Origin of the sequence: Pseudomonas paraversuta (assembly GCF_904063065.1) — a bacterium.
GTDB lineage: Bacteria > Pseudomonadota > Gammaproteobacteria > Pseudomonadales > Pseudomonadaceae > Aquipseudomonas > Aquipseudomonas paraversuta.
Genome location: NZ_CAJFCL010000010.1, coordinates 151746 through 161376 on the forward strand (window position 1 = coordinate 151746; position 9631 = coordinate 161376).

3 protein-coding genes and 1 rRNA gene are annotated in these 9631 nt (G+C 60.7%); all 4 read right to left on the minus strand.

Going from position 1 to position 9631, the window contains the following annotated elements:
• Positions 1–17: 17 nt before the first annotated feature.
• Positions 18–2102, minus strand: a complete 2085-nt coding sequence (recD, locus tag JQ845_RS20150) for an exodeoxyribonuclease V subunit alpha (RefSeq protein ID WP_203009390.1) — start codon at positions 2100–2102, stop codon at positions 18–20.
• The gene (gene recB, locus JQ845_RS20155) at positions 2099–5788 is read right to left on the minus strand and encodes an exodeoxyribonuclease V subunit beta (RefSeq protein ID WP_203009391.1); all 3690 of its coding nucleotides are present in this window, start codon (positions 5786–5788) and stop codon (positions 2099–2101) included. The genes recD and recB overlap by 4 nt, the downstream gene beginning before the upstream one ends.
• Positions 5788–9237, minus strand: a complete 3450-nt coding sequence (gene recC, locus JQ845_RS20160; protein WP_203009392.1) for an exodeoxyribonuclease V subunit gamma — start codon at positions 9235–9237, stop codon at positions 5788–5790. Before recC ends, recB begins: the two co-directional genes overlap by 1 nt.
• Before the next feature lie 279 nt (positions 9238–9516).
• Positions 9517–9631: ribosomal RNA gene (gene rrf / locus JQ845_RS20165) — 5S ribosomal RNA — on the minus strand.

Consider the following 9631-nt stretch of genomic DNA (forward strand, 5'->3'; position numbering starts at 1 on the left):
ATCCTCTTTGACCATGGCTACTTCAGCCCCAGCATCAAGCCGCTCAAGCGCTTAACCTTGCGCTGTACCGCTTCTTCGAAGACACCGGCACGCGGCTCGACCAGGCTGAACCAGTGTTTGGCCCGGGTGATACCGGTGTAAATCAGCTCCTTGGTCAATACCGGGTTCAGCGCTTCCGGCAGCACCAGCGCGGTGTGGGAGAACTCCGAGCCCTGGGATTTGTGCACGGTCATGGCGTACACCGTTTCCACATCATTGAGGCGGCTTGGCAGCACAAAGCGAATGCCGCCCTGCCCGTCGTTGCGAGCGAAAGCCACGCGCAACACGTACTTTGGTGTCAGTCCGTCACGCTCAGGGAGTTTGAGAGCAATGCCGATATCGCCGTTCATCAACCCCAGGCCGTAATCATTGCGGGTCATCAGCACCGGGCGACCTTCGTACCAGTGCTGGTCGCTGTCAATCAGCTTATGGCCGAACAGGGCACGGGTGATGCGCTCATTCAGACCTTCGACACCCCAGGGACCTTTGCGCACCGCACACAGTACTTGAAACGCTTCGAACGCCTCCAGCACCTTGCCGGCCCACGCGCCCCAGCAGGGGTCTTCGAGCCCCGCCTCGGCTGCCGGGCGCTGCTCGCGCAACACCTCGAGATAGTGTCGATAGCCTTTGGCCTGCGCCCCTCGCCCTTCCAGCGCCAGGCGCTCAAAGGCACGGTCCTGTTCACCCTTGAGGGACAGGGCAAAAAGGTCGGCATGGCTGCCGGCCGCCAATAGCGCCCGCGCAGCATCGGATTGCTGACGATTGACCAGGCGCGAGAGCTGGCCGATGCCACTGCCTTCGCCAAAGCGCCGCGAATGGCGGAGCATGACCACTTGCTGGGCTAACGGATGAGAACCGTCGAGGTCTTGCTGCAATTCACTGGCGGCCAGGCTTTCGCCGCTGACGTGCTCCAGCCACTCCCGGGTTTGCGGGGTGTACCAACCCGCTTCGGCATCGCGACACAAATCCCCCAGCACGGCACCGGCTTCAACCGACGCCAGCTGGTCCTTGTCCCCCAGCAGCACCAGCCGGGCATGGGCGGGCAGTGCATCGAGCAGGTTGGCCATCATTTCCAGGTCGATCATCGAGGCCTCGTCAACCACCAGCACGTCCAGCGGCAAACGGTTGCCCGCGTGATGGCGGAAGTGCCGGGTGCCGGGGCGACTGCCAAGCAGGCGGTGAACGGTGGTCACATCACTGGGGATTTTTTGCCGGACCTTGTCGTCCACTTCCAGTGACTTGACTTGCAGACTGATGGACTCGGTCAAGCGTGCCGCTGCCTTGCCGGTCGGCGCGGCAAGACGGATCCGCAACGGGGTCCCCGCTTCAACGGCCGGGGCTTGAAGCAGTGCCAGCAAACGTACCACCGTGGTGGTTTTACCCGTACCGGGACCGCCGGTGACAATGCTGAACGCGCCCCGGGTGGCCAGGGCGCAGGCCAGCTTCTGCCAGTCAATCGGCGCATTCGCGGCGGGGCTGCCGAACAGGCTGTCGAGGCGCGCAGGCAAATCTGCAGAGGTCACTTGAGTGGCTGCCAGCCGTTGGCGCAATGCGCTGTCGATGCGCCGCTCATACGCCCAGTAACGACGCAGATACAGACGCCGGTCACTCAGCACCAATGGCCGGCTGGCGGCATCGGCCAGCGGCTGGCCGGCATGCTCTACCAGCGGGCTGGCTTGCAAAGCCTTGCACCAGGCGTCGCCATCCAGCGCTTCGAGTAATTGTGAGGGCAGCAACATGGCACCGGTCTGCACATCACCCTCAGGCGGCAGGGACAGCGCGAAATCGGGCTCTTTCAGGGTTTCAAACAGGTCCAGGCAGACGTGCCCGTGCCCCAGCTGGTGGCTGGTCAACGCCGCCGCCAGCAGCACCAATGGATCGCCATGGGGGTCGCGCTCATGCAGAAATGCGACAAAGGCTTTATCCAGAGCGCGCAGCCAGCCGCGCTCCACCCAGCGCTCCAGCAATAGCAGCAAATCCTCGGCCCGGTGCAAGGGTTGCAGCCGGGCCAGGCTCTCGGCCGTCAGCGGGGTAGGCAACAGCTCGGCAAATGAACGACTCATAATAACACTCCCTGTTCCCACGCCGGCTCTGCCTGTTGTGCCGCAGGTTTGCCCTGGAACATCAGGTCCAGGCTTTCGATCAATAGTCTGGGCGGACGGGTGAAGAACACGCCCTGCCCCTGGGACCGGGTACCGCGCAAGAACAGGTAGAGCGCGCCGCCCATATGCCGGTCATAGTCGTAATCGGCCAACCTGGCCTTTAGCTGGCGATGCAGGGCCAGCAGGTACAACACGTATTGCAGGTCGTAGCGGTTATCCAGAATGGAGGCCGTCATCGCTTGCTCGGTGTAGGCCGAGTCGTCGGCACCCAGCCAGTTGGATTTGTAGTCCGCCACGTAGTAACGCCCCTGGTGTTCAAACGTCAGGTCAATAAAGCCTTTGAACATGCCATTGAGCAGGCTCGGTTCCGCTGCCGCACGTGCGGCACCGCCATGGGTGTGCTGGCGTACCAGCCTGTCCAGTTGCAGGACATCAACCTTGTGGCTGGCAAACCAGAATTCCATTTCGATCTGATACTGGCTCAGCTCGCTGAGGACCACCGCCGGCTGACCGTTATTGAGGCGCAGCGGCTCATCTTGCAGATGCTGCAACCAGTCGCTCAGGGTCTCGATCCAGCCTTGCCAGCCGCGACGGTTGCAACGCCGGGCCACGGCATTCTGGATGGCCTGCGGGTCTGCCTTGAAGCCTTCGCTGCCCGCCCATTCGAGCAGACCATGGAGGAAGGTTCCGGGATTGGGCCCGCGGGGAAACCGGTGAATGTCGCCGCCACTGAGCAGCACTTCACGCGGCGCATCCGGATCAAGCCGCTCATCGTCCGAGAGTTTTTGCGCCAGGGCGCTTTCAGGGGCTTCGGCGGGGCTGAGGCTGTCACCAATGCGCAAGGCACTGTAGGACGCGATCCACCAGTTTTCCGCTGCCCGACGTGCCGGTAGCAGCGGCTTGAGCAGGGTCGCCTGATTGAGCGGTGGATAAAATTTCGCCTCGCTGGCCGTCGGCACGGGCAAGTAGCGGATCGCCGCGCAGTCTTGTTGCAAGTCAGTCAGCCAACCCTGCAATCCTGCGGACTCGGCCAGCAGCGCACCACCTCCGAGCAAATAGCCCAGTGCTGAAAGGTGCAGCACCGAACGATTGTTGTTACCGCGCTTGAGGTCGGCCACCCCCAGCCAGCAAGCATGCTGGGCCCGGGTCAGGGCCACATAGAGCAGGCGCAGGTCTTCGGCCAGACGCTCGTCATCGGCCTGGGTTATCAGCTCTGGCGTGGCCTTTAAACTCACCCGCGGGTTGCCCGCATCATCGTGATAATGCAGCGGCAAACGGCTGCCATCCACAGGTTTGGTGGAGCAAATAAACGGCAGAAATACCAAGGGGTATTCCAGGCCTTTGGACTTGTGAATGGTCACCACTTTGACCAGTTGCTCGTCACTTTCAAGGCGCAGGATTTGCTCTTCCCCGGCCTGCCCGGATAGCGCCAGGTGCTCGGCCAGATGCCGGATCAGCGCCTGTTCGCCATCCAGTTCGGTGGCGGCCTGCTGCAGCAGTTCGGACAGGTGCAGGACGTTGGTCAATATCCGTTCGCCATCGACACGGGCAATCAGCGCCTGAGGCAATTGGAAGTCATGCAGCAGTCGGCGCAACATGGCCAGCACACCCTGCTTGCGCCAGATCTCGCGGTAGCCCCGGAATTGCATGACCCGGGATTCCCAGGCCAGTTCGTCCTGATTCAGACGTTCGAGTTCAATCAGCGGCAGGTCGAGGGTGATGCAGGCCAGGGCGGCCCGCAGCGGGCGTTCAACGTCCGGCTCGGCACAGGCTTTGAGCCAGGCCAGTACATCGTGGGCTTCCTGGGCGGCGTAGACCGAATCCTTATCAGACAGGTAAACGCTGCGTACGCCCCGTGTCGACAATTCACGCCTGACCGCCTGAGCTTCCTTACCGTCACGCACCAGAATGGCAATGTCTGCCGGCAATACACCGCGCAGGGCTTTGCCCGGCTGGGCAAAACCGCACCGACCTTGCTGACCGCCATTGAGCAACTCAACAATTTGGCTGGCACAGGCCGCTGCCAGTTGCTGACGATAAATGACACCTGACAGCGGCTGCTCGGAGGGCAGTTGCCAAAGGGTCAATGCAGTGGCGGGCTGGCCATCCAGTTGCAGGACTTCTTTACGGCCCTGGGATTTGACCGACACAAAGGGCACCGGATTCTCCGGACCTTCGCGGAACAAAAATGCCCCCCGCCCGCTGTCCCGCTGCTCGGCCCGGGCAAATACGTGGTTCACCGCTTCGACCATTACATGGCTGGAGCGGAAGTTGGTATCAAGGGTATGCAGTCGGCCACTGGTGGCGTGACGGGCACGCAAATAGGTGTAGATGTCGGCGCCGCGAAAGGCATAGATCGCCTGTTTCGGGTCGCCGATCAGGAACAGGCCGGTATCGGGACTGTTGTCTTCGATACGGTAGATGGTCTCGAAGATGCGGTACTGCACCGGGTCGGTGTCCTGGAATTCGTCAATCAGGGCCACCGGAAACTGCTCGCGAATCAGGGTCGCCAGACGCTCGCCGCCGTCGGCCTGCAACGCCGCGTCGAGCCGCAGCAGCATGTCGTCAAAGCCCATCTCGGCACGCCGACGCTTTTCTTCTTCAAAACGTTTGCTCACCCAATAAGCGGCGTGTTCAAGAACTGCGGCATCCGGCGTCGGCAAGGCATCAAGCGCGGCTTTCAGGCCGTGCATGGCGTCCAGCGCTGGATGCTGCGGGGGCTCGCCTTTCCAGGCTTCTGCGAAGCCATCGGGGGTCAGGCGGGTGAAACCTGTGCCCAGATCCAGCTGCTCCAGAGATTCGTCAGCCGCCCAGGCACTGAGTTTTTCAAACCAGGGTTCAAAATAACGGGCCTGCATTTTCCTGCCGTCCACCGCTTTGGCGGCCACGGCCTGCAGGCAGATTTCACGCAGCTGCTGGGCCCATTGCAACCAGGGGGTTTTCAGCTGTGCAAGGGCCTGGCGACGTTCCAGCAAACAGGCTTCGATCATCGAGGCCGGTGTTTGCTCCACATTTTCAGGCGCCCTTGAGCTGCCGAACAAGGCTCGAACCCGCGGTAACAAGGCGGCCGGGCCACTCCAGTTGGCGCGCACCCAGTTCAAGGCATCGCCATGCATGGGGTAACAAAACAGTCGCCAGTAATCGCGCAATACTTCGCCGAGCAAATCGCTGTGGTCGGTTTCCAGGGTCTGGGTAAACAGGCTGCCACTGTCGAAGGCATGTTCACGCAGCATCCGCTGGCACCAACTGTGGATGGTCGAAACGGCAGCTTCGTCCATCCACTGTGCTGCGATATCGAGGCGCCCGGCACAGGCGGCCCATTGCCCGGGCGCGAACTGGTCCCGCAGTTGTGCAACCAGGGCGTCCGGGGCTTCGATCTCGTCACGGAAGAACCGCGCGGCTTCAGCGAGTCGGGTGCGGATACGGTCACGCAGCTCTTTGGTCGCGGCATCGGTGAAGGTCACCACCAGGATTTGCGGGGGTAGCAACTCGCGGCCGAAGCCCGACTCCCCGGCGCCATGCCCCAGAATCAAACGCAAATAGAGTGCCGAGATGGTGAAGGTTTTGCCGGTGCCCGCGCTGGCCTCGATCAGTTGACTGCCGCGCAGGGGAAAGGCCAGGGCCAGAGGTGTTTTTTGCTCGTTCATTAGCGGGACGCCTCGCTGTTCAATGAACGCCATGGCGCATCAAAGAGTGGTCGATAGAGGGCATCGCACCACTCTGCAAATTCTTCACTGGCCATCAGGGCCGGGTAATCAGGGAACTGGCGTGCGAGTGCGGCACTTTCGCGACGCTCGCCATCGCTGGTCTGGCCGTCGCCTTCGTAGGCTTTTTGCGCCGCGGCATCGGCTTTGGCCGGATCGGTCTGGGCCAGCCAGGCGAAGGCTGTTTTGACTGCAATGGGTAACGGGCGGCCCATGCCGACTTTCCAGGCCATCAGCAAGTTGCCAAGAATTTCACTGGCGTGCTTGGCCTCCAGAGGCGCGAGCAGCAAGGTGTCATCGCTGGCTACCAACGCAGTGGACATGTCCAGGCCACTGGCGCAAGCGACCAGGTGGTTGACCCAGGGCCGGGTCAAGCGATGCCATTTACGGGTTTTGATCGCGCCAATACTGTTAGGAATAGTCGTGACGGACAGTAGGCCCTTGTCACTGCGTTGATGCAGATTGCTCAGCCAGCCTTCCAGAATCAGGCCGTTTGACTCAAAGCTGACGGGAAGCGCGCTATTGAGCGGCGTAGGCCAAAGGGCAAGTAATTGCTGATAGCGCTGTAGTACATCTGGAAGTGGCTCTATCAGTTCTTGCTGCAGACTCTCGCCAAAACCGGCCATGGGCAGCAGACCGCTGCCCTGTAAACGCAGGGCCCGGGTATGCAAGGCCTGTTCAGGCTGGTCTGGCTGCGCCAATGCGGCTTCGAGCAAGCTGTCGCTCAGGGTGTAGCGCTGTAACGCGTCGAGTACGAAGGGTTCCTCATCTGCCAGAGGCACTTCGGCCGCCTCAAAGAACACTTTCAAACGTTGGCTAAAGAAGTGCCGTACAGGATTACGCAAGAAGTCCTGCAGTTGGGTCAGGTTCAAAGGTTCTTCTTGTTCGTGTGCGGTCAGGATGCCCGGCGCAACAGGTGCCGGTTGGGGCTCGTGCAAACGCTGCCATTCCCGGGCATAGCTGAACAGGTTGGAATTACCTTCATGGAAGTAGCGGGTACTGAAGGGTTGGAGCGGATGTTCCTGGGTCATGGCTTGCAGCAAGTCGCCCCCGCCCGCCAGTTGCCAGCCGCTGGCCAGGTGGTCGCGCAGTTGCCCGATCAATACGCAGGCAGGACGCTCGCTGTTGTCCCGAATACTGCGCCCGACCCAGCTGATATAGAGCTGATCCCGTGCAGAAAGCAGCGCTTCGAGCAGCAGGTAGCGGTCATCTTCCCGGCGGGATCTGTCACCCGGGCGGTAGTCACTGCCCATCAGGTCGAAATCAAGCGGTGGTTGCGCACGCGGGTAGTCGCCATCGTTCATGCCCAACAGGCATACCAGCTTGAACGGAATGGCCCGCATCGGCATCAGGGTGCAAAAATTCACCGCCCCGGCCAAAAAGCGCTGCGACAGCTTGCCTTGATCAAGCCCGGCCAACCAGGCTTCACGTACTACGGTTAGCGGTAACTCGTCTTGCAGACCGACCAGCTCACAGGTTTCGAGCCAGGTTTCGCGAAGCTCTTCGAGCTGGGCCAGCAGGTAATCGTCATGTTCGGTTTCTGCCTGGAAAAACAGTTGCACCAATGCCTGCAGGCGCTCGCCCCATTGCCCCGGCAAAGCCGGTCGGGACAGCTCCTGGTGGGCAATTTCCAGTGCGTCCAGCAATGCCACGAGGGGACCGATCAGTACCGCATCGAGACCGCCAATTTCATCATAAGGCTCAATGCCATCGCAGGCTTCGGCGCTACCGACGGCATAACCGAGCAACATGCGGCGCAGGCCAAAGCGCCAACTGTTTTGTTCCAGATGAGCCGGCAAACCGAGGCCGGCCCGTTGCTCTGCATTCAGTCCCCAACGAATCCCCGCACCTTCAATCCAGCGATGCAGGGTCGGCAAGTCGCGCTCTTGTACGTTGAAGCGGGCGCGCAGGGCCGGAACATCCAGCAAGTCGAGAATTTCACTGACGGGAAAACGGCTGTCCGGCAGCTTGAGCAGATGCTCGATGGCGATCAGCAGTGGATCACGGCCACGCTGGCCCTGGTCTGCCAGGGTGTAGGGGATGAACCGGCGGTCGTCTCGCTCGATCTGGCCAAATACCGCACGGATATGGGGCGCGTAGCTGTCGATATCCGGCACCATCACGATCACATCCCGCGGCTGCAACTGAGGATATTTTGCGAATCGGGCGAGCAACTGGTCGTGAAGGATCTCGACTTCGCGCTGCGCACTGTGGGCAACCTGGAAGCGGATTGATTGATCCTGATCCAAATCGACGGCGGGCCATAACTCGCGGGTTTCGCTGAGGGGGCGCAGTTCGAGGATGTCATCCTGCAACTGGTTCAGCTGGTTCAGTGGTTGCACCTCACTGAACAGGTCGATACGACCATCACGAAAAGCAGCGCGATAACTATTGGGGTCATCGTAGCTGTCGAGCAAATTGATGTAGTCACGCCCTTGTTTGCCCCAGGCAGCAAGCAACGGGTGGGCGTGTTGATGCAGGATATCCAGGTCCAGGGCTGCAGGCATTCCCGCTTTGCGCGCCTGACGTTTGTACTGGTGACGCAGCAGGTCTTTATCCGCAACGATGTCAGACCAGTGATGGCGACAAGGGTTGTGTACACACAGCAGCACCTGGCTGAAACGGGAAAGTCCGGCCAGGGCTTCGAGCGCCTGGGCGGGCAGTGAAGAAATCCCGAATACAATCACCCTGGCCGGTAAACCGGGCGGCGCTTGCTCAAGGCTGTTGATCTTATCCATGAAGCGCTGGTGAACACCGGCCCGACTCTGGGACATGCCCTCCTCACCCACATCGAGCAATAACGCACGCCAGAGTTCGGCCTGCCAGCAGTTAGCCGGGCTCAGGGCCGGACTTTCACCCCGGGCGTTGCGCAATTGATGGCGGCCTGCGGCCCAATCTTCCAGCCAGTCGGCCCGGTAAACCTGATATTGGTCGAACAGGTCAGCCAGCCGCTCTGACAGCTGATAGCGTTTGCGCAGATCGCTGTCATGGGTAAGGAAGCGCTGCAAGGGTTCGAAGTGCGGCTGATCGATAAGCGCCGGGAGCAAGCGCATCAGGCGCCAGGTCAGCGGGGCCTTATCGAGCAGGGACGTTGCAGGGATTTGTTCACTGCCCAGGACGACTCTATAAAGTTGCCACATGAAACTGCCGGGCAACTGCACGTCTACCGCGGCGGCAATACCACAGCCGCCAAGGTCATCGTCCCGGGCATCTTCCGCCAGAGCCAGCTTCAGCCATTGGGCAATACCGTTGCTCTGCACCAAAGCAATTTCGTTCTCCAAAGGAGCCAGAGGGTAGCGGCGCATCCAGCTCACAACCAGGCTGCGCAACTCATCAAGGCGGTTACCGTGAACCACCATAAAACCCGCATTGAGGGACGTAGCAACCGGCATGACGGCATCCTTAGGAGAGAGCAAATCCAAAGGCGAACCTTATCATTGCCCGGGAGCATTGGTGGAGTATTGCAAGACCGGTCCGGCCCTGCAGTCGCTACCGACGGCTGCGATAGACAGTAAGTCTTGGGCAAGAGAAGCCCTGTGCCACCTGTTGCCTTGCGCATTCGGCGACTGTAGCAGCGGAAGAGTTGTTGCAGCGTATCGCGGGCTGCAACTTTTCTCGGCACAAAAACAAACCCCCTGTCTGCGTGAGCAGACAGGGGGTTTGGAATTTAATCTTGACGATGACCTACTCTCACATGGGGAAACCCCACACTACCATCGGCGATGCATCGTTTCACTTCTGAGTTCGGGATGGGATCAGGTGGTTCCAATGCTCTATGGTCGTCAA

Bases quoted from the DNA above. Each gene is read 5' to 3' on its own strand.
- recD (WP_203009390.1), bottom strand. From the start codon at position 2,102: ATGAGTCGTTCATTTGCCGAGCTGTTGCCTACCCCGCTGACGGCCGAG.
- recB (WP_203009391.1), bottom strand. From the start codon at position 5,788: ATGAACGAGCAAAAAACACCTCTGGCCCTGGCCTTTCCCCTGCGCGGC.
- recC (WP_203009392.1), bottom strand. From the start codon at position 9,237: ATGCCGGTTGCTACGTCCCTCAATGCGGGTTTTATGGTGGTTCACGGT.